Origin of the sequence: Kaistella jeonii, assembly GCF_000812865.1 — a bacterium.
In the GTDB taxonomy this organism is placed as follows: domain Bacteria; phylum Bacteroidota; class Bacteroidia; order Flavobacteriales; family Weeksellaceae; genus Kaistella; species Kaistella jeonii.
The window spans coordinates 35337-60361 of sequence record NZ_JSYL01000005.1 but is presented as its reverse complement, the minus strand read 5'-3'; the positions used below and the strand labels follow the sequence as shown (position 1 = coordinate 60361).

24 protein-coding genes are annotated in these 25025 nt (G+C 36.1%); 16 read left to right on the top strand and 8 right to left on the bottom strand.

What is annotated here, in order from left to right; genetic code table 11:
* Window positions 1-20: 20 nt before the first annotated feature.
* The 5 genes from OA86_RS09080 to OA86_RS09060 all read right to left on the bottom strand — a co-directional run bounded on the left by OA86_RS09080 (window position 21) and on the right by OA86_RS09060 (window position 2846).
* Window positions 21-308: a cell division protein ZapA gene (locus tag OA86_RS09080; protein ID WP_039351942.1), complete on the bottom strand. Its 288-nt coding sequence runs from the start codon at window positions 306-308 to the stop codon at window positions 21-23.
* On the bottom strand, window positions 308-610 hold the full coding sequence (locus OA86_RS09075; RefSeq protein WP_039351939.1) for a hypothetical protein: 303 nt from the start codon (window positions 608-610) through the stop codon (window positions 308-310). Before OA86_RS09075 ends, OA86_RS09080 begins: the two co-directional genes overlap by 1 nt.
* A gap of 149 nt (window positions 611-759) precedes the next feature.
* Window positions 760-1545 carry a type IX secretion/gliding motility protein PorT/SprT gene (gene porT / locus OA86_RS09070; RefSeq protein WP_039351936.1) on the bottom strand — a complete coding sequence of 262 codons (786 nt, stop codon included), beginning with the start codon at window positions 1543-1545 and terminating at the stop codon, window positions 760-762.
* Window position 1546: 1 nt separating this feature from the next.
* A complete protein-coding gene (ubiE, locus tag OA86_RS09065) occupies window positions 1547-2266 on the bottom strand; it encodes a bifunctional demethylmenaquinone methyltransferase/2-methoxy-6-polyprenyl-1,4-benzoquinol methylase UbiE (protein WP_052257465.1) in 720 nt (239 codons plus the stop codon).
* Between the two features lie 10 nt (window positions 2267-2276).
* Entirely contained in the window at window positions 2277-2846 is a 570-nt protein-coding gene (locus tag OA86_RS09060) for a hypothetical protein (protein ID WP_039351930.1), read from the bottom strand.
* Between the two features lie 101 nt (window positions 2847-2947).
* Between OA86_RS09060 and OA86_RS09055 the strand changes: the two genes are divergently transcribed.
* From OA86_RS09055 to OA86_RS09040, 4 genes are all read left to right on the top strand, one after another.
* Entirely contained in the window at window positions 2948-4015 is a 1068-nt protein-coding gene (locus OA86_RS09055) for a 3-oxoacyl-ACP synthase III family protein (RefSeq protein WP_039351927.1), read from the top strand.
* A 119-nt stretch (window positions 4016-4134) separates the two neighbouring features.
* Window positions 4135-5340 carry a metallophosphoesterase gene (locus OA86_RS09050; protein WP_039352251.1) on the top strand — a complete coding sequence of 402 codons (1206 nt, stop codon included), beginning with the start codon at window positions 4135-4137 and terminating at the stop codon, window positions 5338-5340.
* Window positions 5341-5356: 16 nt separating this feature from the next.
* Entirely contained in the window at window positions 5357-5851 is a 495-nt protein-coding gene (locus OA86_RS09045) for a GNAT family N-acetyltransferase (protein WP_082017317.1), read from the top strand.
* A gap of 89 nt (window positions 5852-5940) precedes the next feature.
* Window positions 5941-6180 carry a hypothetical protein gene (locus OA86_RS09040; RefSeq protein WP_039351925.1) on the top strand — a complete coding sequence of 80 codons (240 nt, stop codon included), beginning with the start codon at window positions 5941-5943 and terminating at the stop codon, window positions 6178-6180.
* An 87-nt stretch (window positions 6181-6267) separates the two neighbouring features.
* On the opposite strand, the gene alaS is transcribed toward OA86_RS09040, so the two are convergent.
* Window positions 6268-8925 (bottom strand): alanine--tRNA ligase, encoded by a 2658-nt coding sequence (gene alaS / locus OA86_RS09035; RefSeq protein WP_039351923.1) that lies wholly within the window; start codon window positions 8923-8925, stop codon window positions 6268-6270.
* A gap of 291 nt (window positions 8926-9216) precedes the next feature.
* On the opposite strand from alaS, the gene msrA reads away from it, so the two are divergent.
* Window positions 9217-9873: a peptide-methionine (S)-S-oxide reductase MsrA gene (gene msrA / locus OA86_RS09030; RefSeq protein WP_039352248.1), complete on the top strand. Its 657-nt coding sequence runs from the start codon at window positions 9217-9219 to the stop codon at window positions 9871-9873.
* A gap of 140 nt (window positions 9874-10013) precedes the next feature.
* Here the strand turns inward: msrA and OA86_RS09025 are convergent, their stop codons facing one another.
* Window positions 10014-10673 carry a YceI family protein gene (locus OA86_RS09025; protein WP_039351920.1) on the bottom strand — a complete coding sequence of 220 codons (660 nt, stop codon included), beginning with the start codon at window positions 10671-10673 and terminating at the stop codon, window positions 10014-10016.
* 77 nt (window positions 10674-10750) lie between these two features.
* Here OA86_RS09025 and OA86_RS09020 point away from each other — a divergent pair, with 77 nt between their 5' ends.
* On the top strand, window positions 10751-11683 hold the full coding sequence (locus tag OA86_RS09020; RefSeq protein ID WP_039351917.1) for an ABC transporter ATP-binding protein: 933 nt from the start codon (window positions 10751-10753) through the stop codon (window positions 11681-11683).
* A 211-nt stretch (window positions 11684-11894) separates the two neighbouring features.
* On the opposite strand, the gene OA86_RS09015 is transcribed toward OA86_RS09020, so the two are convergent.
* Entirely contained in the window at window positions 11895-12227 is a 333-nt protein-coding gene (locus OA86_RS09015; RefSeq protein WP_039351914.1) for a zinc ribbon domain-containing protein YjdM, read from the bottom strand.
* Window positions 12228-12562: 335 nt separating this feature from the next.
* On the opposite strand from OA86_RS09015, the gene OA86_RS09010 reads away from it, so the two are divergent.
* The 10 genes from OA86_RS09010 to OA86_RS08960 all read left to right on the top strand — a co-directional run bounded on the left by OA86_RS09010 (window position 12563) and on the right by OA86_RS08960 (window position 25013).
* Entirely contained in the window at window positions 12563-13768 is a 1206-nt protein-coding gene (locus OA86_RS09010) for an RsmB/NOP family class I SAM-dependent RNA methyltransferase (RefSeq protein WP_039352245.1), read from the top strand.
* Window positions 13769-14149: 381 nt separating this feature from the next.
* Complete coding sequence (locus OA86_RS09000) at window positions 14150-15742, top strand: GMC family oxidoreductase N-terminal domain-containing protein (RefSeq protein ID WP_039351909.1); 1593 nt, start codon at window positions 14150-14152, stop codon at window positions 15740-15742.
* A 181-nt stretch (window positions 15743-15923) separates the two neighbouring features.
* The gene (gene asnB / locus OA86_RS08995) at window positions 15924-17594 is read left to right on the top strand and encodes an asparagine synthase B (protein ID WP_039351906.1); all 1671 of its coding nucleotides are present in this window, start codon (window positions 15924-15926) and stop codon (window positions 17592-17594) included.
* Window positions 17595-17805: 211 nt separating this feature from the next.
* Complete coding sequence (locus OA86_RS08990; protein WP_039351902.1) at window positions 17806-19203, top strand: MFS transporter; 1398 nt, start codon at window positions 17806-17808, stop codon at window positions 19201-19203.
* A gap of 122 nt (window positions 19204-19325) precedes the next feature.
* On the top strand, window positions 19326-20201 hold the full coding sequence (locus tag OA86_RS08985) for a pirin family protein (RefSeq protein ID WP_039351900.1): 876 nt from the start codon (window positions 19326-19328) through the stop codon (window positions 20199-20201).
* A 190-nt stretch (window positions 20202-20391) separates the two neighbouring features.
* On the top strand, window positions 20392-21894 hold the full coding sequence (locus OA86_RS08980; protein ID WP_039351898.1) for a catalase: 1503 nt from the start codon (window positions 20392-20394) through the stop codon (window positions 21892-21894).
* Window positions 21895-21987: 93 nt separating this feature from the next.
* A complete protein-coding gene (locus OA86_RS08975; protein ID WP_039351896.1) occupies window positions 21988-22560 on the top strand; it encodes a TMEM175 family protein in 573 nt (190 codons plus the stop codon).
* A gap of 11 nt (window positions 22561-22571) precedes the next feature.
* Window positions 22572-22859: a GNAT family N-acetyltransferase gene (locus OA86_RS08970; RefSeq protein WP_039351894.1), complete on the top strand. Its 288-nt coding sequence runs from the start codon at window positions 22572-22574 to the stop codon at window positions 22857-22859.
* Window positions 22860-22890: 31 nt separating this feature from the next.
* Window positions 22891-23364, top strand: a complete 474-nt coding sequence (locus OA86_RS15335; RefSeq protein WP_052257464.1) for a hypothetical protein — start codon at window positions 22891-22893, stop codon at window positions 23362-23364.
* 212 nt (window positions 23365-23576) lie between these two features.
* Window positions 23577-25013, top strand: coding sequence for a sodium:solute symporter (locus tag OA86_RS08960; protein ID WP_039352241.1), 1437 nt, complete (start codon window positions 23577-23579; stop codon window positions 25011-25013).
* Window positions 25014-25025: the final 12 nt, after the last annotated feature.

Below are 25025 nucleotides of genomic sequence, written 5' to 3'. Positions count from 1 at the left end.
ATTTTCCGGAAAAGAAAAATCTACTTTTCCAGCTCCTCCAGCATTTGATTAATCTGTATTAATCTTTCGTTGGAAGCTAATATATTTTTTTCGTTCGTGATCTGTGAAACTTCGGCATTGGTTCCTAATTTTAAGGCACACATTGCTAAAGCATCCTGTTTATCTCTCACGTCAAAATTCTGTTCAAAATCTTTAATCATCGCTTCAATACTTTTTCCCACTTTCCGAAGAGTTTCCTCTTCTGCGGCAGGAACATTCAGCGGGTAGTTTCTTCCGGCAATGTTGATGGTAATTCTTCTTACTTCCATTACAATCCGCTGTTTTGAAGTTCTGCAATACAATGATCCACTTCTTTTATTAACCTGTTGATATGGTTTTTCATCAATCGATTATGGTCTGGATTTCCTGATATTGCTGAATAAAGCTTTATTTTCTTTTGTTCTTCTGCTAAAACCTGATTGTTTTTTCTTTCCTCTTCGTATTTCTTCTTCAGTTCATCATGCTCTCGGGACAATTCTAAATACTCTTCGGTAAGGTTTTGATAGTTCTTTGTTACATTCAAAATCCTCTTTTCTAAAACCGAAAAACTATTATCTAAATCTTTGAGCATTTTCAGGCTTAATTAATTCTAACTATTTAGCAAAAATATAAAATTTTAATTTGAATTGATGGATTATTCAGGACTAATTTCCGAATATGTTGAAATAAAAAAAAGAGAAAGCGATGTTCGCCTCCTCTTTCGTAAATATTTTAGTTTTTTTATTCAAATTTAAGAACAAACATCAAAGCTCTGGTTTTCGCACTCGAGATTGCAGCCGACCAATAAGGTGGAGTTCCCGGATTATCGGCAACCATTTCGTCATTCATCATGAAGGTTCCACGAAAACCTGGCGTTAATTTAAATCTGCTGAAATAAAACTGGATCCCAATTTCTGCAGACCATGCAAAATTACTTGTTGTGGTCCGGAATAATCCTTGTGCATTATCATCTGGAGCGGTACTGTTTGACTGAAGATTCATCATCCAGTTCACTCCTGCGGCGGCGTAAGGACGAGAATTATACCATCGGTCACCATGAACTTCTATCAACAAAGGAAGATCTACATAAGTTGATTTTACCGTTCTTAATTTATCTGCGTCGGTCAATGGTCTTGGTGTAAAAGGTGCGTTTGCTGGAGTTCCGGCTTGAAACTGGTCGTTAGATTGAGTATCGAAAAATATTTCTCGTTCAACAAATTGTAGTCCTGGTTCAAATCTCAAATCGAAATTATCATTCAAACGAAATTTCCCGATCAGTCCTGCACCAAAACTGTAAGAAGATTTGGTTTGCACCAAACTTTTCTGACCATTCATTCCAAACCTGGGATCGAGAACTAATTTGTAATCAAAATTATTTCCGGCAAGATAAAAACCGTAACTGAATTTCTGATTATCAAATCCTTCCAGATTATCCATTCGGTCTTTGGTACGAAAAAGTTGAGCATTCGCAATTGTCGCAAAACAAATTGCTATAATGATATTAGTCTTCAATACTGTTTTCCACATATTATTTGGTTGCCTTATAAATCGTTGCGATGCCGAAACTCAATTTTTTATACTCTACGTTTTTAAAACCTGTGTTCAAAAGGATATTTTTCATTTTTTCTCCAAAAGGAAAAGCGTTTACCGAATCCGGAAGATAGGTATAAGCTCTGTTGTCTTTGGAAACTAATTTGCCTATTTGCGGCAAAATATTTTTAAAATAAAATTGATAGAAAGGACCTAAAAAACCTTCTACTTTTGAAAACTCAAGAATATAAACGCTTTTATTTTCCTTTACTACTCTTCTTAATTCTGCTAATCCTTTCTCCAGATTCTCGAAATTACGAACTCCAAATGCAACGCAAACCGAATCGAATTTATTGCTTTCGAAGCGCAAGTTTTCAGCGTCGCCTTTTTCCATGCTAATCTGGTCGTCTAATTTAAGTTTTTTAATTTTATCGATACCAACGTTTAACATCAACTGCGACAAATCAAGTCCTACGACTTTAGCACCGGTTTCTTTCTGTACCGCAATCGCCAAGTCGGCGGTTCCTGTGGCAACGTCGAGGACTTCTTTAGGTTCATCTTTATTCATCCATTTTACCAAAGTATTTCTCCAAAGAACATCAATTTTCATGGAAAGAACATGGTTCAACAGATCATATTTCGGAGCAATATTGTCGAACATTTCCTCGACTTCTTTCTTTTTTCCTGCTTCTGTATTATATGGGGTAACTTGATTCAAAATACTTTATTTAAAATTTATAATATTCTTTGTAGTAATTCAAAAAATCCTGTTTGCGGAAGATTTTGCTTCTAGATTCAACTTTCTGTACATTTTTTACTACTTTATCGTAATCTTCGTCTACATTATAATAAAAATCATCGGTGTACAGTTTATTAAATCGCTTCGGCGTATTCACGTAATTTTTACCATCGATCTCCGTAGCTTTTCTGGCAGCAATGAGAGAATCTTTATTTAAATTATAGCCGTAAAACTGTTCGTTGACATAATAATCCTGATGAGCAATATTGAGTAAGCCGCGAACTTTATTAACGACAAATGCAGAATCGTAAAGCAATTTTTTGTTTGCGTCGAAGACTTTGATCTGGTTTTTGCCTTTGTTAAGATCAACGGTTACGTTTTGTCCAGCGGCAATAATTGCTTCTTTGCCATCATTAATTTTAAAGTAAAAAGTATTTTCTGTAGGATTATCTACCAAAAAACTATTCTTTTTCGCCAAAAACAGAAAGTAAATTCCGAAAGCGGAAATTACGGTGAGAAGGGAAATGATCAAACCTTTCGTGGAAGCACTGATTTTCATAAAGTTGTTCTAAAAAAACTTTTGCAAATTTAATAATAATTTTGTTTTAAGACGATACAATATTAATTCTTAACTTTGCCTTAAATTTTTCAAGTTAAAATATGCCTAATACAATCATTATAGGTTCCGGGAGTTATCTTCCGACCAAAATCATCGGCAGAGAATATTTCAAAGACTCTGTTTTCTACACCGATGAAGGTGAAAAAATTAATAAACCTAATGAAGAAGTCATTCAGAAATTTGTAGAAATTACAGAAATTGAGAACAGACGCTATCTTGAAGATGACGAATTCAATTCAGATCTAGGTTTCCGCGCGGCAAAAGAAGCCATCGAAGATGCAAAAATCGATCAGGAAGATTTAGAATATATTATCTATGCCAGTAATTTCGGCGAAGTAAACAAAGATGGAATGACGAATTTCATGCCGTCGATGTCTGCAAGAGTGAAAAATAAACTCGGAATTAAGAACAGACGATGTGTAAATTATGATATGATCTTCGGTTGTCCAGGTTGGGTTGAAGCCATGATTTTGGCAGATACTTTAATAAAAGCAAAAAAAGCGAAATTAATACTGGTCGTTGGTTCTGAAACATTGAGTCGGGTTACCGATCCGTTTGACCGAAACAGAATGATTTTCGCAGATGGAGCCGGAGCTGTAGTAGTGAAAGCTACAGACGATGAAACGGTAGGAATTATTGCGGATTGCACTATTTGTGATAATGATTCCGAACTGAATTATCTGGAACACGCTCCTTCTCTAAAATTAGATGAGGACAGAAGACCGCTTTACATCAGAATGCATGGACGAAAAATTTATGAATATGCCTTGAAAAACGTTCCAGAGGCAATAAAAGAAACCATCGATAAAGCAGGATTAACATTAGATGATATCGATAAAATCCTTATCCATCAAGCTAATGCAAAAATGGATTATGCCATGATTTCCAGACTTCATAAACTGTATGGGAGATCAGATTACGACCACGCAATTTCACCAATGACCATACAGGAATTGGGAAATTCCTCTGTAGCAACTATTCCAACGATGTTTGACCTCATTATTAAAGGAAAATTAGAAGGTCACACTTTCAAAGAAAAAAGCAACATTGTCTTTACTTCTGTAGGTGCCGGTATGAACATTAACGCCATTGTTTATCGGTTTCCATAAAAACCTATCAATAAAATAGATAAAAGCGCAAAAAATAATTTTGTGCTTTTTTAATTTAACTCTATTTTTGACCTCTATAAAAACATCTTCAAAGGGTCTTCTCAAACTGCTATATGAACATACAAAGAAATTTTCTAATATTTACAGGACTCATTTTCCTTCTGGAATTTTACATTTATCAAGCCTTTAAAACCATCACTTCTAATACAGGATTACGAATCGGATATTGGGCCATTACCCTTTTGGTTTATGGTTTTTTCATTTATGAGCTTTTAACTTTTAAAAAATCAGATCGGGATCATCATCGTATTCAGATTATTACTTCAGTATTTTTAATTTTCATATTGCCAAAATTCTTCGTTTTATTTTTTTTACTAGCAGAAGATTTCCTTAGAGTTTTACGTTTTGGTTTATCCACTTTTACACCGGAAGCAAATCACTTTCCAGAGAGAAGAAAATTTTTGAGTCTGATCGGTTTAGGAAGTGCAGCAATCCTCGCAGGACTTTTTATTGATGGAATCATCTTTGGAAAATACCGTCACAGTGTCAGAAGAGTAAAACTTAAAATCGCAGGATTGCCCGCAAGTTTCAAAGGTTATAAAATTATTCAGATTTCTGATGTTCACAGCGGAAGTTTTTTTCATCCCGAAAAATTACAGAAAGCCATCAATTTGATCAATGAACAAAACGCCGATTTGATATTATTTACGGGTGATATGGTGAATAATTATGCAGAAGAATTCAAACCTTTTGTTCCATTATTTTCCACAATCAAATCGAAAGACGGAAAACTTTCTATCCTGGGAAATCATGATTATGGCGATTATGGAGAATGGAAATCTGCAGAAGAAAAAGCGCAGAACATTCCTAATTTAATAGCCCTCCAAAAAGAAGCTGGATTTGAAATGCTGCGAAATGAACATCGGATCATCGAAAAAAATGGCGAAAAACTCTATATTTTAGGCGTTGAAAATTGGGGTTTGAAACCATTCCCACAATATGGAGATTTAGAAAAAGCAAGTTTCGGAATTCCTGCAGAAGCTGCCAAAATATTGATGAGCCACGATCCTACGCATTTTGATGAGATTGTGAAAAAACATCCATCGAATGTGCAACTCACGCTTTCTGGACATACTCACGGAATGCAGTTTGGTTTAGATTTGAAAAATGTTCGTTGGTCACCTGTTCAGTTTCGTTATAAAAAATGGGCTGATTTATATGAAAGTGAAGGAAAAAACCTCTATGTAAATCGTGGATTTGGCGTAATTGCGTATCCTGGAAGAGTCGGAATAGAACCCGAAATTACTTTGATTGAATTAAGTTAATTTTAAATTAAATAGCATGACGTCATTTCAAAAAGCTACGGAAAAAGATATTCCGCTCATTCGCGAGTTGGCAGAAAAATCCTGGAATTCGGCGTACAAAAATATTCTTTCGACAAAGCAAATTGATTATATGTTGTCTGAAATGTATTCTTCAGCAGTCATTTCTACGCAAATAAAAAATAGCAATTATCATTATTATTTAATTATCAATGAAGATCAGATAGTTGGATTCATAGGTTTTGAACTTCATTACGAAGGAAAGACTACTAAACTTCACCGCATTTATTTATTGCCAGAAGCAAAAGGAAAAAATATCGGAAAAGAAGGCATGAACTTTTTAAAAGAAGAAGTTGCTTCAAATGCAGACAATCGAATTATCTTGAAAGTCAATAAAGATAATGCCGCTAAAAATTTTTACGAATCTCAGGGTTACAAAGTTTATGAAGAAGGTATTTTCGATATTGGAAACGGATTTGTAATGGATGATTATTTAATGGAATTTACAATATAATTGCGAATTTTTCCAAGAAAGCAATCTCTTCGTATCTATTTTGGTATGATTTTAGGTAAAAGTTATTTATAACATAAAAATTTAAAATCATGACTCGCACAAATTTACTTTCAAAAATTCAATTTTTTACAGTAGCCGTTATGGCAAATCTAGCAATAGTTTTAGTAAAAGCACAAGAGAAAGCTCCAGATTTAAAAGTGGATGTCGATGTGAATAAAGGTGGAAACATGATGGGTGGAGATTGGATGAGCAATCCATTAGTTTGGATAATTGGTGCGCTTGTTTTAATTCTCATCATTGCTCTGGTTGCAAGAGGTGGTAGAAAATAAATAAAAATTTCTTGATAAATATAAAATTCCCAGAAAGTTATTTTCCGGGAATTTTTTTGTTCTAAAAATAAGCGTTTTCTATAATTTTTAAAGAGAAAGTGCTTTCTGATATGCATTTTCGATTCCTGCTAAATTTTTTCCACCCGCAGTTGCAAATCCGGGATTTCCGCCGCCGCCGCCTTGGATTTCTTTTGCTAAATCTTTTACGATGTTTCCGGCGTGATATTGCGATTCTAAATCTGCAGAAACTCCAACGGTGATCATTGGTTTTTCGTCAGCATCAGAAATTATTACGATAACAGAATTGGGCATTTCTTTTTTCAGTTGAAATACGATGTCTTTTACACTTCCCGCATCCATAGAAACTTTTTTGACCAACAATTTTTTACCAGATTGTTCAATAAAATCATTTTTCCAATTTGCAGTTTCACCTTTTGCCTTTTCTTTTTTAAAGGATTCTAGTTCAGATTTTAAAGCAGTATTTTCCTCCATTAATTTCTGAACAGATTTTGCAAGATCTTTAGATTTTAATAAAGTTGAAATTTCTTTCATCTGGCTTTCCAAATTATTGAAGTACGCAGACGATTGATCTCCAGATATCGCTTCAATACGACGAATTCCGGCTGCGGTAGAACTTTCATTTTGAATTTTAAAGTGGCCGATCTCGCCGGTTGACTTCACGTGCGTTCCTCCACACAATTCTTTCGAAGAACCAAACTGGATCATTCGCACTTTATCGCCATATTTTTCTCCGAAAAGTGCCATCGCTCCTTTCTCGATCGCTTCAGTCATTGGAATATCACGAAATTCTTGAAGAGCAATATTTTCTTTGATTTTTTTATTGACTTTATCTTCTACCAATTTCAGATCCTCTTCATTAATTTTTGAAAAATGAGAGAAATCAAAACGTAAATATTCCGGACTTACAAAAGATCCTTTTTGCTCAACATGCGTTCCTAAAACTTCGCGCAAAGCTTCATGCAACAAATGCGTAACCGAGTGATTCGCCTGGGAATTTCTTCTTTCAGATGCGTTTACTTTTGCGTAAAATACAGCACCTGCATCTTTCGGCAAATCTTTAATTAAAGAAACGATCAGGTTATTTTCTTTTCTGGTTTCTAAAACTTCGATGATTTCCGTGCAATCTTTGATATCAGAAATCCTAGGTTTAGAAATATCAAAACCTTCCGCGTAACTTGGAATTAAAATTCCTTTATCACCGATTTGTCCACCACCTTCCGGATAGAAAGGAGATTTTGAAAGAACTATCTGGAAAAATTCGCCGTCTTTATTTTCAACTTTTCGGTATCTTGTAATGTAGGTTTCCGTTTCAATCTGGTCGTAACCAACAAAAGCTTCTGCCTTTTCTTCCAGAATAACCCAATCATAAACTTTCTGTGCGGATGATTTTTTGGAACGCTGTTTTTGCTTTTCCATTTCTTCATCAAAGCCTTTTTCATCAACTGTCAACTTCTTTTCTTCAGCAATAATTCGCGATAAATCTGCGGGAAATCCATAAGTATCATACAATTCAAAAACTGCAGCTCCGGGAAGCGTTTTTTCGTTTTTGGAAATGGTCTCGTTGATGATGAGATCGATTCTTTTCAAACCGTGCTCGATCGTTTTTAAGAATGATGTTTCCTCTTCTTTAATGACTTCAGTAACCAATTTTTGTTGCTTCACCAATTCCGGGAAAAAGTCGCCCATTTCATTTCTTAAAACTGCAACCAATTCAAAAAGGAAAGGTTCTTTAATTCCTAAAAAACGGTAAGAATAAGAAATCGCTCTTCTCAAAATTCTGCGAATCACATATCCTGCTCCGCCATTCGAAGGCAACTGTCCATCAGCGATTGCAAAAGAAACGGCACGAATATGATCCACTAAAACACGGATTGCAATATCTTTTTCGTCTTCTAAAATTCCAGTATATTTTTTTCCTGAAAGCTCTTCTACTTTTGCAATTAAAGGCGTGAAAACATCGGTATCATAATTGGAAGTCTTTCCTTGTAAAGCCATACAAAGACGCTCAAATCCCATTCCGGTATCAACGTGACGAGCAGGTAATTTCTCTAAGCTTCCATCAGCTTTTCTATTAAATTCCATGAAAACCAGATTCCAGACTTCTACCACTTGTGGATGATCGTTGTTGACCAATTCTAAACCGGAAACTTTGGCTTTTTCTTCCGCTGTTCTAATATCGATATGAATTTCTGAACAAGGTCCACAAGGTCCGCTTTCGCCCATTTCCCAGAAATTATCTTTTTTGTTTCCGTTGATAATTCGGTCTTCAGAAATATGAGCTTTCCAGAAATTGTAAGCATCATTATCACGATCCAAATTTTCAGATGCATCGCCTTCAAATATAGTTACGTATAAATTTTCTTTCGGAATTTTATAAACTTCGGTCAACAATTCCCACGCATAATCAATCGCTTCTTTTTTAAAATAATCGCCGAAAGACCAGTTTCCCAACATTTCAAACATGGTGTGGTGATACGTGTCACGACCAACATCGTCCAAATCATTGTGTTTGCCGGAAACTCTCAAACATTTTTGGGTGTCAGCAATTCTTGGAGATTTCGGTTCTTTATATCCTAAAAAATAGTCTTTAAACTGCGTCATTCCAGAGTTTGAGAACATCAAAGTTGGATCATCTTTCAACACAATTGGTGCGGAAGGAACGATGAGATGTCGTTTTTCTTTAAAAAAATCTAAAAACTGTTGTCTTATTTGTTGTGAAGTCATGATTGATTGGGCTTTTTAGCGATTAGCTTTGGCTTAATGATAAGTTGGCAAATTTAATGATTTTGAAACGATTATGAAATATTGATTTGGGCAATTATTAAATATTCTAATTTTAAAAAAAACAAACCTTGAATGAATATTCCTCGTATATCAAATCACAAGTATTTCTTGCTGAATATAACCAATGATGGCGATAGAAAATTACTTTTAGGTTATCTAAATTTCAGCTTGATATTTGCATTTAGAACAAAAATTAATTCAAAAATAATGATTAAAAATAATAAGAAAAAAATGAAAAATATTTTAACACTCTTGGCATTTATCTTTGGAGTTGGCGTTTTTGCAGCGACTACCTTTTCTTGCACCAAAGCTAAAGTAAAACCAGCCGAAGAAAACAATAAAACAGAAACAAATATGGAAGGTAAAAACATTAAAGAAATCTATTTCGCAGGCGGATGTTTTTGGGGAACCGAACATCTATTCCAATTAATAAGAGGCGTTGTCGCGACGGAAGTTGGATACGCAAACGGAAAAATTAAAAACCCTACTTATGAGCAGGTAATCAGTCATACTACTGGTTTTACAGAAACTGTAAAAGTAAAATACGACGCTGATCAAGTCAATTTACCACTTTTAATCAACATGTTTTTCAAATCGATTGATCCAACAACGATTGACAGACAGGGAAATGATACGGGAGATAATTACAGAAGCGGAATTTATTCTACCGATCCGGCTACTGAAGCCATTGTAAAAACTGAAGTTGCGAAATTGGCGAAAAATTATAATAAACCAGTTGTCGTAGAAACGATTCCTTTGAAAAATTTCTACAAAGCTGAAGATTATCATCAAGATTATTTAGATAAAAATCCAGGTGGATATTGCCACATTCCGCTCTCCGTATTTGAAGAAGCGAAAAATGCAAATCCGCTTCCGAAAGCGAAATAATAAAATTAAGGTTGTCGAAAGGCAACCTTTTTTTTATAGAAATTTTTTGATGTTTAAGATTAATTATCTAACCATAGAATTTGAAACAAAAAAATCCGTTCCAAAGAATGAAACGGATTTTCTAAATAAGAAGTAAATTTTTATTTTTTCTCTAAAGCTTTAATGGAGATTTGAAGATTTACCTCATCTTTGATCACTCCATTTTCAATAGGCATCTGGAATTTAACGCCGTAATCTTCACGCATAATATCTTTCGGTTCAGTAGAAATACTTATTTCGTCCTCTTTTACCGAAACATTCGCATTAAACTGAACAGGTTTTGTAATTCCTTTCAAGGTTAAATTTCCATCCAATAAAGTATTATAATCGCCTTGAGTGTTTGGAGTCACCTTTGTAATTTCGTAAGAAGCTGTTGGGAATTTATCAGTTTCGAAGAAATCGCCACTTTTTAAATGTCCGTTGAGTTTATTTAAATTTTCGGCATCATCTTTTAAATCAACAGACGTTAAAGTATTCATGTCTGCGACGAATTTGCCACTTTCCAATTTTCCGTCTTTTACAGTAACATCACCACTTTCGAATTTGATGGTTCCAAAATGACTTGAGTTTTCACTTTTCAATACCATGAAACCTTTCCACTCGATTCTACTGTTCAGAGTATCTAACTCGTAAACATTACCATCTTTCGTGACGCTCGTCTCGTTGCTTTGGCTCGTCAGAGGTTTATCTTTCCCACAAGAAACCAATAAAGTTGCGGCACAAAATGCAGATAAAACAGATAATTTCATTGCTTTTTTCATCAAAAATCTTAATTTTTATATTTGTGCTAAAATAATAAAAATATTCCTATTAAGGACAAATATGTTATTTTTGCAACATGCTATTAGAAATTAACAATTTATTCTTCTCTCACTCCCCGGAAAAAAGTCTTTTCCGCAATTTTAACCTGAAAGTTCATAAAGGAAAAACAATTGCATTGGCGGGAGAAAGTGGGTGCGGAAAATCTACTTTATTAAATTTGATCTACGGCTTACTCGACGGCGAGAATGGAGAAATTATTTTTGATAACAAACCGATCTTAGGACCGAAAAAAAATCTTGTACCCGGCGAAGACGACATGAAACTGGTCGCACAAAACTACGATCTGATGCCCTATTCCACTGTTGCGGAGAATGTAGGAAAATTTATTTCTAACATCAATTTAGAAGAAAAAAAAGAGAAAGTCCTTGAACTTCTCACCGTCGTTGGACTGGAAGATTACGCCTCTATTTTACCAAAATATTTAAGTGGCGGTCAACAACAACGGGTTTCGATTGCAAGGGCACTTTCGGTAATGCCAAAACTTCTTTTGCTTGATGAACCTTTCAGCAACATTGATTTTTCGCGAAAGATTGAACTTCGGGAAAGACTTTTTAGATATGTAAAAGAAAAAAATATTTCGCTGATCATCTCTACGCACGAAATTCAGGAAGTAATGCCGTGGTTGGATCAGATTATTGTGTTGCAGGAAGGAAGACTAATTCAAAACGATAACGCTGAAGAAACCTACAATAATCCTTATAATCAATATGTCGCAGCGCTTTTTGGGGAAGTAAATATTTTTTCTGAGGAGGAAAAAGCAAACTTGAATCTTACCAAAAAATTTTGGTATCCGCATGAAATCAAAATTTCTAACGATGGAAATGAAGCCCAGGTTTTGGAAAGCCGATTTGCCGGAAGTCATTACTGGAATAAAGTTTCTCTTAATGGTAAAAATCTAATTGTTTACACACCAGGAAAAATCACAAATCCTATCAAAATCAGCCTTTAAAAAAGAAAAAGTCAAGGCAAATAAGCAGTTGCGAATGTACACTTGACTTTTCTCATATTCCTTTTTTATTGCACAAATATTTCTTAGCTTTGATATACAAAACGTAAGGAAATTTTTGGTTAATTCTCTTTCTGCCCCTGAGACGAAATTAGTACAATTTATTTGTACAACTAGTCTTCGAAACGGAACCCTGTCCAAATTTTTCCTTTTTTTATGCCTTTTTCACAAATTCCGACTTCAAGGCCATAGCGCCGAATCCATCAATTTTGCAATCGATATTATGATCTGAACCCGGACGTAATCTGATGTTTTTTACTTTCGTTCCAGATTTTAAAGGTTTCGGCGCTCCTTTCACAGGCAGATCTTTTATTAAAACTACGGTATCACCATTTTGTAATTCATGTCCGTGTGCATCTAAAATTTTATCTTCGTCGGAAGTTTCTCCCGGCGTCCATTCGTGGAAACATTGGGAACACACCATTTTACCGTCTTGTTCGTAAGTAAATTCTGATTCGCATTTCGGACAAACTATTGTATCGCTCATAATTGTAATTTTTGCAAAGGTATTATTAAAATAAAGAGAGTACAAGTTGCGATTTCATCATGTGGAGTCATGAAATAGTTAAATAGTGCAAGTTTAAATTTTCGAACAACGCCAACACCTCTCTTTTGATTTTACGGAATTGTTTACAAATACAGAATCTGCGCCCCGGCTTGAGTGGAGCTCTTTTTGTGCAACGAAGTGGAGCAAAAAAGCGGGAACGGAAGACGGAAATGTGCGCCCAAATCGACAACCAAATTATTCGGTATAAAAACCTTATTTTTGCAAAAATTATATCCCGAAGATTCGAGGGTAAATTGAACTTTAAAACATCCGAAATGGAATTGATACACAGAAACCTTTTGATAGGTATTCACGACGCTTTACAGGAAACATTTTTCGAAGAAAGAAAATACGCAGATAAGGTTATAGAAAGGCTTTTAAAAGGTCACAAACAATGGGGCAGCGAAGACCGACGGGTTGTTGCACAAATTTTTTACGACATTATCCGCTGGAAAAAACGCCTCGAATATTACATGGGCGAAGGCGTAAAACCAAGCAATATTTATAAATTAATTTTGGCTTATTGCATCTGGACAAAAACACATTACAAAAAATTTGAAGAATTCGATGGTGTGAAAACTGCCGATATCATTAATAAGTTAAAGAAAAATACCGTTCCTACGAAAGCGGTTGAATATTCGATCCCTGATTGGTTGGCTGAAACTTTAGAAAAAGAATTGGGACCAAGCTGGGAAAAAGAAATGTACGCGCTGAATGAACAGGCGCCCACAATTCTTCGTGTCAATACTTTGAAAACAACAGCGAAAGAGTTGATCTCTGATCTGAAAGTGGAAGGTGTTGACAGTTTTCAGATCAAAAGTTATCCCGACGCTGTACAGTTAGACGTGAAGAAAAATGTGTTTTTAACGACCGCTTTCAAAGATGGTTTGTTCGAAGTTCAAGATGCTTCTTCCCAAAAGATCGGTCAGCTTCTCGACGTGAAAGAAGGAATGAGAGTCGTAGATGTTTGCGCCGGAGCAGGTGGAAAAACTTTGCATTTGGCAGCTTTGATGAAAAACAAAGGTCAGATTATCGCGCTTGACATTTACGAATGGAAACTGGCTGAATTGAAACGCCGCGCGAAAAGAGCCGGAGCGCATAACATCGAAACGCGCATGATCGACGACAATAAAGTCATCAAAAGACTGCACGAAACGGCAGATCGTTTGTTGATCGATTCCCCGTGTTCAGGTTTAGGAGTTTTGAAAAGAAACCCGGATTCTAAATGGAAAATTGACCAGGAATTCATCGACCGTATCAAAAAAGAGCAGGAAAAAATCCTGCAGGATTACTCTAAGATCTTGAAAAAAGGCGGGAAAATGATCTACGCAACCTGTTCAATTTTACCAAGTGAAAACAACGAACAAGTCGCAATTTTCCTTAAAAATAACGAAAATTACTCGTTGATCAAAGAAGAAAAAATAATGCCGAGCGAAGGATTCGACGGATTCTACATGGCTTTGATCGAAAGAAAAGCTTAAGATTTATTTTATACCTACAAAAAGCCATTTCATTATTTGAAGTGGCTTTTTTTTGGGAGCAAAAAGATTTTCACTTTGTCCGAAATCCTCACCCGCTCTCCACTATACCTATCTGCCGACAGGCAGGTCTTTTTTTCGTCTTTCCTCCTCAAAAAAGGATACCGTTGCGATCGGGGCTAAAATGAAGGGTGGTTTTTTTTACAGAAATTTGAAAGAAAATAGCGTTCCTCCGAAACGCATTTATTATTGATTCCATATTTAGCGGAAGATTTATTTTTTAAAATTCATTTGCAATCTGTTTAAATCACTATTTACAACGTATCACATATCTAATCATCGCCCGATTGAAGCCTTTAGTACGGTTCTTGTTTAGAATGAAAAATGAATCGGAAAGAATTTATACAAGCTACAAGTTTAGGAACCGCTGCCTTTTTCTTTTTAGGAATGGGTAGTTTTTTTGGAAAGTCTCCAAATCCTTTGGAAGAAGAATTGCGAAAACCTTTTGAAATGATCGATAAAAATGTTGTCATCATCGGTTCCGGTTATGGCGGTTCCGTTGCAGCATTGCGTTTATGCGAAAAAAATATTCCGGTAACGCTTTTGGAAATGGGTTTAGACTGGGAAAAATCCGGGCAGAAATTTTCTTCAATGATTAATCCCGGACATTCTGCGGCATGGTTGAAAACAAAAACCATCGCACCATTCTTCAATCTTTTCAGTTTAGAAAAATATACTGGCGCTCTTGACCGTTTAGATTTTGAACATATTAAAATCTGGCTCGGTCGCGGAGTTGGCGGTGGTTCTCTTGTCAATGGAGGAATGGCTGTAACGCCGAAAAAAGAATATTTTAAAGAGGTATTTCCGAATTTAGATGCAGAAAAGTTTTACTCCAAATATTTTCCTTTAGCCAATAAAGAATTGAAATCGAATGTCGCTTCCGAGGAATTCCTAAAAGATTGTTCTTTCTATAAATTCAACAGAGTTGGTGAAGAAGAAGCCAAAAAAGCAGGTTTCAAAACGGTTCGTGTTCCCAATGTCTATGATTTCAATTATATGGAAAAGGAATATAAAGAGGAAGTTCCACGTTCGGCTTTTGCAGGAGAAGTGATTTATGGAAATAATCATGGCAAAAATTCTTTAGACAAAACCTATCTCAAAAAAGCTTCTGCAACCGGGAAACTGGAAATCCTGGAACTTCATCAGGTAAATCACATTACTCAAAATCCTGATCAATCTTATTCAATTGATATATCGGTCATTAACACGAAAGGGGAAGAAATTCAACACAAGATCATTAACACGAAAAAATTAATTCTCTCCGCCGGAACGATGGGTTCCCTTGAATTACTTTTAAAATCGAAAGCTATGAAACAATTACCGATGGATGATAAAATCGGTAAAGACTGGGGAAATAATGGGAATTTCATGACGGGAAGAAACTGGGTGAAAGCTTTTTCTGGCGGAACAGGATTTCAGCAATCTACGATTCCGGTTGGTGGCATTGATCATTGGGAAGATAAAGACCGTCCGTTTTTTGTGGAAATTGCACCATTACCAATGGGATTGAATGTAGCGACTTCTTTATACTTGATGGTTAACAAACTGAAGAAATATGGTGAAGTTAATTATGATTCAGTGACCCAGAAATTACAGTTAAACTGGGATCAGTCGCATACTGCTCACATGAAAGACAACGCTAAGTATTTTCTCCGTACCATGAATAAAGCCAACGGCGGAACTCGTGCTCATCTCCTCTTTCACAATGGTTTTGGCGCCGATGTTTGTTACCATCCTTTGGGTGGAATTGTTTTGGGAAAAGCAACGGACAATTATGGTAGATTGAATGGTCATAAAAATCTATACGTTATCGACGGTTCTTTAATTCCGGGAACGATCGGCGTCAATCCTTTTGTAACGATCACGGCGATTGCGGAATATTGCATGGAAGAAATTATTGAAAAGGATTTTGCTTAATAAATATTTTAAACTACAAACCCTAAAATTTCCTTTTTCTCTTAAATTTTTCCTCTTTAAAAGTTTATTTCAGTATAAAATTAACTTATCTAAAATTTTTGTTTCGATTCATAAACATTTACAATACTTTTGCATCAGAATTTTAATCATTTATTAATAATCACTTATCAAACTATAAAAAATGTGTGGAATTGTATGCTTATTTGACGCTAAACAAAAGACAGAAATTTTAAGACCTCAGGTTTTAGAAATGTCTAAAAAGATCCGTCATCGTGGTCCGGACTGGAGTGGCGTTTTTCAAAATGAAAAGGTGATTTTTTCTCACGAAAGATTGGCGATCGTTGATCCAACTTCGGGGAAACAACCTTTGTTTTCAAAAGATAAAAAAATTGTTTTGGCTGTAAATGGGGAAATTTATAACCATAAAGAATTAAGAAAAGAATTCCCTGAATATGAGTTTCAAACAGAATCTGATTGCGAAGTCATTATTCCATTATTTCAAAAATATGGAAAAAATTTCGTCGATAAACTGAACGGAATTTTCGCTTTTGCCATTTACGACATCGAAAATGATATTTATTTCGTTGCTCGTGATCATATGGGAATTTGCCCGCTTTATCAAGGTTGGGACAAAAACGGAAGTTATTATGTTGCTTCTGAATTAAAAGCTTTGGAAGGAGTCTGCAAATCCATCGAAGTTTTTTTACCCGGACATTTTTTATTCAGTCCTGACGGTTACGAAATGCAGCAATGGTACAAGAGAGACTGGGAAGATTTTGAAAATGTAAAAGAAAATACCACCAACATTGCAGAACTTAGAAAAGCTCTGGAAGATGCAGTTCACCGACAATTGATGAGCGATGTTCCTTATGGAGTTTTACTTTCCGGCGGCTTAGATTCTTCTATCATTTCTGCAGTTACAGCAAAATATGCCCGAAATAGAATTGAAAGTGGCGACACTCAGGAAGCGTGGTATCCGCGTTTACACAGTTTCGCGGTTGGTCTGGAAGGAAGTCCGGATTTAATTGCTGCCCAAAAAGCTGCGGACCATATCGGCTCTATTCATCATGAAGTCCATTTCACCGTACAGGAAGGTTTAGACGCAGTTCGCGATGTGATTTACCATTTGGAAACTTACGATGTCACGACGGTTCGTGCTTCCACACCGCTGTATTTATTGGCGAGAGTCATTAAATCAATGGGAATAAAAATGGTGCTTTCCGGCGAAGGAGCAGATGAGATTTTTGGCGGATATCTTTATTTTCACAAAGCACCAAATGCAAAAGAATTTCACGAAGAAAACGTAAGAAAACTAAACAAGCTTCATCTTTACGATTGTTTGCGAGCCAACAAAGCTTTGATGAGTTGGGGAATTGAAGGCCGCGTTCCATTCCTGGATAAAAAATTTATGGATGTCGCGATGAGACTGAATCCGAAAGATAAAATGGTTACAGCACACGAACCGAAAATTGAAAAATGGATCTTGAGAAAGGCATTCGAAGATTTATTGCCGGAAAGTATTACATGGCGACAAAAAGAACAGTTTTCTGACGGCGTTGGTTATTCCTGGATCGATTCCTTAAAAGAAGTTGCGGAAAAAGAAGTGACCGATGAAATGATGAAAAATTCAAAATTCAGATTTGCCTTAAATACTCCTCAAAATAAGGAAGAATACCGATACCGAACGATCTTCGAAGAACATTTTCCAAGTGAAACTGCAGCTGCGACGGTGCCTTCTGTTCCTTCTGTAGCGTGTTCTACGCCGATTGCTTTGGAATGGGACGAAGCTTTTAAAAATGCAAACGATCCAAGTGGAAGAGCTGTTTTATCGGTGCACGAAGATTCCTATTAGAGGAGCCAGATAAAAAGTAAAAAGAACCATGTAGGAACAAGTCGGGACTTGTCCGACATTCAATTAAAAGAAATTATTTTTTCATATTTTAGAAAATTCTGCGATTCATTTCGTAGAATTTTTTTGTCTAAAGATTTCATCAATGAGAGGTTTTTATAAAGAATGAAATTTATGGCAATCCCTTTGCTTTGATTTTTTCTAAATTTGTAGTATGACATTAAATCAGGATAATCCTACCAAGAAATTTCTTCCTTTAATTCTCGCAACGTCCATTTTTATGCAGATGTTAGATTCTACGATTCTGAACACTTCTTTGCCATCAATTGCCAAAGATTTAATGGAATCACCTTTGAATATGCAGAATGCAATTGTTAGTTATGTTTTAACTTTGGCTTTGTTCATGCCGGTAAGTGGATTTTTGGCTGATAAATTTGGTACGAAGAAGATTTTCATATTGTCGCTGATTATTTTCATGTTGGGATCTCTATTTTGTGCACTTTCCCAAAATTTGACGCATCTGGTAATTTCACGAGTTATTCAAGGTGTTGGCGGAAGTTTAATGACGCCGGTTGGAAGATTGGCTTTAATTAAAACGTTCCCGAAAAATGAACTGATGAAAGCCATGAATTATGCGATCATTCCTGCTTTGATCGGACCGATCTTAGGACCTTTAGTTGGTGGATATCTGGTCGATTATCTTTCCTGGCATTGGATTTTTCTCATCAATATTCCAATTGGATTACTGGGACTTTTGCTCAGTTTTAAATATATGCCAGATTACAGATCAACACAAATCACATTCGATTTAAAGGGATTTTTGATCTTCGCTTCGGCTTCTCTCCTACTTTCCGTTTCGCTGGAAATGTTTGGAAGCACGCAACACACGACTTTAATTTTACTCATTTTTACGCTGGGATTTTTGATGATCTACTACTATTACATCCACGCAAAAAAAACAAAAGATCCTATTTTTCCTTTGAATTTATTTCAGGTTCGAACGTTCCGTGTCGGTATTTTAGGAAACTTAGCGACGAGATTAGGGATCAGTGCAATCCCACTTTTATTACCTTTAATGATCCAAGTTGCTTATGGCGAAAGTGCCGTAGTTTCTGGCTGGATCGTCGCACCCATGGCGTTAACTGCGATGCTCGGAAAATCTTCAGTCATTAAAATTCTTGATTATTTTGGCTATCGAAGAACCTTAATGACGAATACTTTTATCATCGGAATTTTAATCGCATGCCTCGGAATTCCGGGAATTAATACTTCCATTTACTGGTTCATTCCCATCATTGCAATTCTGGGATTTTTCAACTCGATTCAATTTACCTCTATGAACACGATTGCGATTGCAGATTTACGAATTTCGCACACGAGCAGCGGAAATTCTTTGCTTGCCGTAAATCAACAGCTTGCTGTCGGATTTGGGATTGCCTTTGGTTTAATTGCTTTAAAATTATTTGAAAATAACGCCACAATAACTGGTGGAAACACACATCTCGCATTTCGATACACCTTTTATATTGTTGGGTTTCTAACTGTTTTATCTGGATTTGTTTTTAGAAGATTGCATTCTACAGATGGGGAGAATATGAAATCTCAAGTTTAAGTCTTCATTTTTTCTTAAAAGTAAGATCTCGCATTTTTAAATAGATCTAGCTTCCTTACTTATCCTAAATCAACGTATTTGATGGTTTGCAGTTGTAGATTTGTATAGTAAAAACATACAAAATGTCAACAAAAAAAGTAGAAATAATTGCTCAGCCGCAACAACCACATTTCGTTGGTGACGGCTTTCGAGTTCATAATTTTATTCCGAGTAGTTTTGGGTTGGACATGAAAAGAATGGATCCTTTTATTATGCTGGATTATAATTCTAAATTTCATTTTTCCGGAACAGATACGCCAAGAGGAGTTGGCGTTCATCCTCATCGTGGATTTGAAACCGTGACAATCGCTTATCAGGGAAAAGTAGAACACAACGATTCTGCAGGTGGTGGTGGAATCATTGGCGAAGGTGACGTACAATGGATGACCGCAGCTTCGGGAGTTCTTCACAAAGAATTTCATGAAACAGACTGGGCAAAACAAGGCGGGATTTTTCAGATGGTTCAGTTGTGGGTAAATCTTCCTGCAAAAGATAAAATGAGTCCACCAAAATATCAGGCAATTTCAAATGCAGAAATAAAAAAAATTGATCTGGGAGAAAATGGAACTGTTGAAGTTATCGCAGGAGAATACAATGCCGTAAAAGGACCGGGAACAACTTTCAGTCCGGTTCATTTGATGAATGCCAAATTAAAAACAAGCGGAAAAGCTGAATTTAATTTTCCTCCAAATTTTAGTACCGCTGCTTTGGTCATTGAAGGAAATGTTATTGTTAATGGCGAAGAAAAAGTAGCAACCGATCATTTCGCACTTTTTGAAAAAGAAGGCGAAACCTTTACTATAGAAGCTACCGAAAACAGTGTCGTTTTAATTTTAAGCGGCGAACCTTTGAATGAACCTATTTTTTCACATCTACCTTTCGTGATGAATAGTCGGGAAGAGATCGTTCGAGCTTTTGATGATTACAACAACGGCAAATTTGGGTATCTGGAAGATTAAAAATTTCGACACAGATATAAATGAAACAGTCAATTTTTTCACTGTTTTTTAATTTTGCAAATAATCTGTTATTATTTTATGAAATTCGTGAAGATTTTGACTCTGACTCAAATCATATAACGGTTTTAGATAGAATAAATAATACTCCTCAATTTTAATTCCTAACTTTATTAAATCAAAATAAATAAAAATGGAAGATAAGAAAAAATTGACGCGACAAACAGGAGCACCGGTTCCTGATAATCAAAATACACAAACAGCAGGACCAAGAGGACCAATGTTGATGCAGGATTACTGGTTCTTAGAAAAAATGGCGAACTTCGACAGAGAAGTGATCCCCGAAAGAAGAATGCATGCAAAAGGTTCTGGAGCTTTCGGAACTTTTACCGTAACGCACGATATTTCACAATACACGAAAGCCCATATATTTAATGAAATCGGTAAACAGACCGAAATGTTTGCAAGATTTTCTACCGTTGCCGGAGAACGAGGCGCTGCAGACGCTGAAAGAGACATTCGTGGTTTTGCCCTGAAATTTTATACCGATGAAGGAATCTGGGATCTCGTAGGAAATAATACACCGGTTTTCTTTTTTAGAGATCCTATGAAATTTCCTGATTTGAATCACGCCGTAAAACGTGATCCTAAAACAAATATGAGAAGCGCCCAAAATAACTGGGATTTCTGGACTTTACTACCAGAAGCTTTACATCAGGTAACGATTATTATGAGTGATCGTGGACTTCCGAATGGTTTCCGACACATGCACGGTTTTGGAAGCCACACTTATAGTTTCATCAATAAAGATAATGTGCGTCATTGGGTTAAATTCCATTTTAGAACACAACAGGGAATCGATAATTTAACGGATGAAGAAGCTGGAAAATTAGTTGGAATGGACCGTGAATCTTCCCAACGCGATCTGTTTGACAATATTAAAGCAGGCAATTTCCCAAAATGGAAAATGTTCGTACAAATTATGACGGAAGAGGAAGCAAAAACCTATCGTTTCCATCCATTCGATTTGACAAAAGTTTGGTCTAAAAAAGATTTCCCTTTAATTGAAGTGGGAGAATTTGAATTGAACAAAAATGCAGAAAATTATTTTGCAGATGTAGAACAAGCCGCTTTTAATCCGACAAATATTGTTCCCGGAATCGGTTTCTCCCCGGATAAAATGCTACAGGGAAGATTGTTTTCTTACGGCGATGCGCAACGGTATCGATTGGGTGTAAATCATTATCAGATCCCAGTGAATAAACCAAGATGTCCGTATAACGCTTATCACCGCGACGGACAAATGCGAGTTGATGGGAATTATGGTGGCACCATCCATTATGAACCCAACAGTTATGGCGAATGGCAGGAACAACCTTCTGCAAAAGAACCACCCTTAGAATTATCGGGCGATGCTTACGCACACAATTTCCGTGATGACGATGAAGATTATTTCACCCAACCCGGAGATCTGTTCCGCATCATAAAAGCCGACGGAAAAGCAGATATTTTATTTAAAAATACCGCCGCAAATGTAGGTGGCGCTGAAAAGTTCGTGCAAGTTCGACACATTAAAAATTGTTACAAAGCCGATCCTGAATATGGAGAAGGTGTTGCAAATGCTTTAGAAATGACAATGGATGAAGTTAACAGTTTCGATATGACGCGCTACGATCAATTTGCGCCGACGAAATAATTTCAAATAAAAATAAATGATAAGAATGGAAAGTTTTTAAATAAACTTTCCATTTTATTTTATAAATTTATTTCCGGATAAAATATAAGCACGATGAAGAAAGGAAGATTAGAAGCTTTCAGCGATGGCGTTCTCGCAATTATTATTACGATCATGGTACTAGAATTCAAAATACCAGAAAATGGGACTTTTGAAGCCTTAAAACCTTTGATCCCAAAAATTATTTCTTACATTATCAGTTTTATTTACGTTGGAATTTATTGGAATAATCACCACCATCTTTTTCAGATCATCGAAAAAGTGAATGGCAAAATATTGTGGGCAAATTTAGTATTGCTGTTCTGGCTTTCTTTACTTCCGTTCGCAACAGGTTGGATGGGTGAGAATCATTTTGCACAAAATACAGTCGGAGTATATGGCTTTATTTTAGCGATGTGCGCAATTTCTTTTAATGTTGTTCAGAGAGTTGCTTTGAAGAGTGAAGGACCAAATTCGGCTTTGGCAAAAGTAATGCAGAATACAACGAAGGAAACAATATCAACGGTAAGTTACTTTGTTGCGATTGCAATTTCTTTTTTTTATCCATTAATTTCATTATTTTTATACTTTGTAGTCGCGATGATCTGGTTGATCCCAGACAAACGCATGGAAAAATTAATTAGTTAAAATTAAAAAATATGACAGACATTATTCAGAACAACGGGGAGAAATTCGGAGAGTTTTCTGCAACGCATGACGGCGAAAGAGCAGGAGTTTTGCAGTACGAATGGATCGATGATAATACCTTCAACATTGTACACACTGAGGTTGATGAGCATTTTGGTGGTAAAGGGATCGGCAAAAATTTGATTTCTGAAGCGATCGGTTTCGCACGGGAAAAAAATTTAAAGATCAAAGCCAGTTGCCCTTTCGCAAAATCAGTTTTAGAAAAAGACGATTCTACCCATGATGTTTTTGTGAATTAAATTTTTCACAGATCACTTTAAAAATAATAATATGAATTTTAGAAACACCGCAACCATCGCAGTTCTGTCTTTTTTAGCATTGCAATCCTGTAAGAAAGAAGTTGCAACAACTTCAATTTCAAATAATGACAGCATGAAAACTGACAGAATGGTCACCGATAGTTTGACAACCGTAAAACCTGAAATAAAATCAATGGACAGTGCAGCCGAAGTGCAAATGTTTTCTGCGCTGAAAAATAAAAAGATTTCTTTGGATAAAGATGCTGTGACTTTAACTTCAGTAAAAGAAGGCAGCCCGGAGAAAGCATATTTGATCTTCAATGATGATCAGTCTAAAGTAGAAGTTTTTTTGCCTGGAGAAAAGAAAGGAATTATTTATGACCGAAAAGGAACAGAAGGAAACTACACCTGGACCGACGGAAAAAATGAACTCATCCAGTGGAAAGGTTATGTTCTAAGAACACTAAAACAGGCGATCCCATTATTTAATGGTGATTCGATGTAAAATTTACAAACTTCATTTAAGGTCTTTCAATTTTATTGAAGGGCTTTTTTTTATCCATTATTTTGCAGAAGCGAAAATCTGCGCCCCGACTTAAACGGAGCTCTTTTTTGTGGAACGAAGTGGAGCAAAAAAAGCGGGAGTGGAAGGTGGATAAAGGCGCCCAAATCCTAACAAAAAAAAACTATATTTGTGAAAATTTAAAACGAAATTCTATGAATCCGATCGTGCTGCTGTTGATTATCATTGCGTATTTCGCACTTTTACTTTGGGTCGCTTATAAAACCGGAAAAGGCAGTAACAACGAAAGTTTTTTTATCGGAAACCGAAAAAGTAACTGGATGCTCGTGGCGTTTGGGATGATCGGGACCTCGCTTTCGGGCGTGACTTTCGTGTCGGTTCCGGGTGCTGTTGGTGCCGATAAATTTCACTATTTGCAGATCACGATTGGCTATTTGATCGGATATATTGTCATCGCTTATGTTCTTCTACCACTCTATTATCACTTGAAACTAACCTCGATTTATGGTTATCTGCAACAGAGAATGGGGCAACTTTCTTATAAATCTGGGGCCTGGATTTTCATCGTTTCGCGTTTGGTTGGTGCAACTGCAAGATTGTATCTCGTGGTGAATATTTTACAGATGACAATTCTGGATAGTTTAGGCGTTCCGTTTATCGTGACTACGCTGATTATTTTGATCATGATTATTCTTTACACCTATGAAGGTGGCGTGAAAACGATTGTGTGGACCGACACTTTGCAAACAACGTGTATGCTTTTGGGACTGATCATTTGCTCCGTTTATATGATGAATCATCTTGGACTAAATTTTACAGAAAGTATTTCACAAATGAATAAATTGGGTTACACGGAGGTTTTCAATACGGATGCAAATAGCAAAGCTTTCTTTTTTAAACAGATCTTAGCCGGAGCTTTTATCACGATCACGATGACGGGAATTGATCAGGAAATGATGCAAAAATCTTTATCGGTTACCAGACTGAAAGATTCGCAGAAAAATATGGTTGTTCTGGGTGTAATTTTAGTCGGTGTTATTTCCTTGTTTCTGTTTATGGGTGGACTTTTGCACCTTTACGGAAACACAGAACATGTTGCAACTTCAGGAGATCAATTATTTCCGGATATTGCTTTGAATCACATGCCGCCGTTTATTTCAATCATTTTTATTGTGGCTTTGATCTCGGCGCTTTTCCCAAGTGCAGACGGCGCAATGACGGCTTTAACTTCGTCTTTGTGTATTGATATTTTTGGGTTGAGAGAAAAACCGATTTCCCAAAAAGAGCAGGAAAAATTTCGAAAAAGAGTTCACCTGGTTGTCGCATTTGCGTTTTTAATCATGGTGATCATCTTTAAACTCATCAATGATAATTCAATGATCGGTTTGATTCTGAAAATGGCCGGATTTACCTACGGACCGCTACTTGGATTGTTTGCTTTTGGAATTTTCACCAAGTTCCAGGTGAAAGACAAATGGGTCCCATACGTTTGTATCGCCGCGCCGATCATTTCTTTTTTGATCGATAAATACCAGGAAAACTTTTTCGGTGATTTCAAAATTGGTTTGGAGTTATTGATCATTAATGGATTGATCACTTTCTTTGGATTGTGGTTGATTCGGAAGAAGTAAAATGATTGAAAG

What these genes read in the sequence shown, in the direction of transcription:
- OA86_RS09055 (WP_039351927.1), top strand. Translation starts at nt 2,948, where the DNA reads ATGCCTAATACAATCATTATAGGTTCCGGGAGTTATCTTCCGACCAAA.
- OA86_RS08985 (WP_039351900.1), top strand. Translation starts at nt 19,326, where the DNA reads ATGTCAACAAAAAAAGTAGAAATAATTGCTCAGCCGCAACAACCACAT.
- alaS (WP_039351923.1), bottom strand. Translation starts at nt 8,925, where the DNA reads ATGACTTCACAACAAATAAGACAACAGTTTTTAGATTTTTTTAAAGAA.
- OA86_RS09025 (WP_039351920.1), bottom strand. Translation starts at nt 10,673, where the DNA reads ATGAAAAAAGCAATGAAATTATCTGTTTTATCTGCATTTTGTGCCGCA.
- OA86_RS09080 (WP_039351942.1), bottom strand. Translation starts at nt 308, where the DNA reads ATGGAAGTAAGAAGAATTACCATCAACATTGCCGGAAGAAACTACCCG.
- porT (WP_039351936.1), bottom strand. Translation starts at nt 1,545, where the DNA reads ATGTGGAAAACAGTATTGAAGACTAATATCATTATAGCAATTTGTTTT.
- msrA (WP_039352248.1), top strand. Translation starts at nt 9,217, where the DNA reads ATGAAAAATATTTTAACACTCTTGGCATTTATCTTTGGAGTTGGCGTT.
- OA86_RS08970 (WP_039351894.1), top strand. Translation starts at nt 22,572, where the DNA reads ATGACAGACATTATTCAGAACAACGGGGAGAAATTCGGAGAGTTTTCT.
- OA86_RS09020 (WP_039351917.1), top strand. Translation starts at nt 10,751, where the DNA reads ATGCTATTAGAAATTAACAATTTATTCTTCTCTCACTCCCCGGAAAAA.
- OA86_RS09045 (WP_082017317.1), top strand. Translation starts at nt 5,357, where the DNA reads ATGACGTCATTTCAAAAAGCTACGGAAAAAGATATTCCGCTCATTCGC.
- OA86_RS09040 (WP_039351925.1), top strand. Translation starts at nt 5,941, where the DNA reads ATGACTCGCACAAATTTACTTTCAAAAATTCAATTTTTTACAGTAGCC.
- OA86_RS15335 (WP_052257464.1), top strand. Translation starts at nt 22,891, where the DNA reads ATGAATTTTAGAAACACCGCAACCATCGCAGTTCTGTCTTTTTTAGCA.
- OA86_RS08960 (WP_039352241.1), top strand. Translation starts at nt 23,577, where the DNA reads ATGAATCCGATCGTGCTGCTGTTGATTATCATTGCGTATTTCGCACTT.
- OA86_RS09015 (WP_039351914.1), bottom strand. Translation starts at nt 12,227, where the DNA reads ATGAGCGATACAATAGTTTGTCCGAAATGCGAATCAGAATTTACTTAC.
- OA86_RS09060 (WP_039351930.1), bottom strand. Translation starts at nt 2,846, where the DNA reads ATGAAAATCAGTGCTTCCACGAAAGGTTTGATCATTTCCCTTCTCACC.
- OA86_RS09075 (WP_039351939.1), bottom strand. Translation starts at nt 610, where the DNA reads ATGCTCAAAGATTTAGATAATAGTTTTTCGGTTTTAGAAAAGAGGATT.
- OA86_RS09010 (WP_039352245.1), top strand. Translation starts at nt 12,563, where the DNA reads ATGGAATTGATACACAGAAACCTTTTGATAGGTATTCACGACGCTTTA.
- OA86_RS09000 (WP_039351909.1), top strand. Translation starts at nt 14,150, where the DNA reads ATGAATCGGAAAGAATTTATACAAGCTACAAGTTTAGGAACCGCTGCC.
- asnB (WP_039351906.1), top strand. Translation starts at nt 15,924, where the DNA reads ATGTGTGGAATTGTATGCTTATTTGACGCTAAACAAAAGACAGAAATT.
- OA86_RS08975 (WP_039351896.1), top strand. Translation starts at nt 21,988, where the DNA reads ATGAAGAAAGGAAGATTAGAAGCTTTCAGCGATGGCGTTCTCGCAATT.
- OA86_RS08990 (WP_039351902.1), top strand. Translation starts at nt 17,806, where the DNA reads ATGACATTAAATCAGGATAATCCTACCAAGAAATTTCTTCCTTTAATT.
- OA86_RS08980 (WP_039351898.1), top strand. Translation starts at nt 20,392, where the DNA reads ATGGAAGATAAGAAAAAATTGACGCGACAAACAGGAGCACCGGTTCCT.